General features: G+C 28.8%; 1 pseudogene. It reads right to left on the bottom strand.

Going from position 1 to position 713, the window contains the following annotated elements:
- Window positions 1-159 (bottom strand): annotated as a pseudogene (gene purT / locus DIU01_RS10680) (phosphoribosylglycinamide formyltransferase 2); the annotation flags it as partial.
- Window positions 160-713: the final 554 nt, after the last annotated feature.

Raw genomic sequence — 713 nt, 5'->3', positions numbered from 1 at the left:
ACCATCAAGCATGTTGATTACTTCGAAACCATGTGCGACTTGCATTGCTGGAGCATTTTCGTAATTGTCAACTGCAATAATGGTTTGTCCGATGCGTTGTGCAGCGATTACAAATTCTTTTCCTAGTTCGCCTGAACCTAATAATAGTATTTTTGCCATGTGATGTATAATAATAACTCGCAAATGTATGCGTTGAATTAATTTATAGTTTAGGGTTTGAATTAATTTTTGAATTCGAAAAACTCGAAAAGAAAATAAAACCACTGATAGTAAGAAATAATAGTCCTGAAATTGAAAAATTTAAAGCTAAATTTTTTGTAAAAGATGAAGGATAAATAAAATACAAATCCAATGATATAAGTTTATTTAAGATTAAACTAATTAGTAAGACAATACAACAATTCAGTAATGACCAACGGTTTATTAATGAAATTATAATTGAGATTGTAAAGGCGATAAATATTCCGATTAAACTTGAAATATTAGCATAAAAGGTAAATTTCCAAATGTCCGTGATGGTTATTCCATATTTTTCAGGATTTTTTAAAACAGTTTCAACGCCATTTTCAATGGTGCTATTCAAAAGTTCGATATTGTATAATCTTGAAAATGAAATAGCTGCCGATGTAAAAAAACAAGTTGCAACGAAATGTAAAATGACTTGTTTGTAGTTAATTCTTTTCATAACATTTTGATTTACCAGCATTGAATTC

It is taken from the genome of Flavobacterium sp. (assembly GCF_003525665.1).
Taxonomy (GTDB): domain Bacteria; phylum Bacteroidota; class Bacteroidia; order Flavobacteriales; family Flavobacteriaceae; genus Flavobacterium.
The sequence above is the reverse complement of the archived record's forward strand: the minus strand, read 5'-3'. Positions and strand labels throughout refer to the sequence as shown.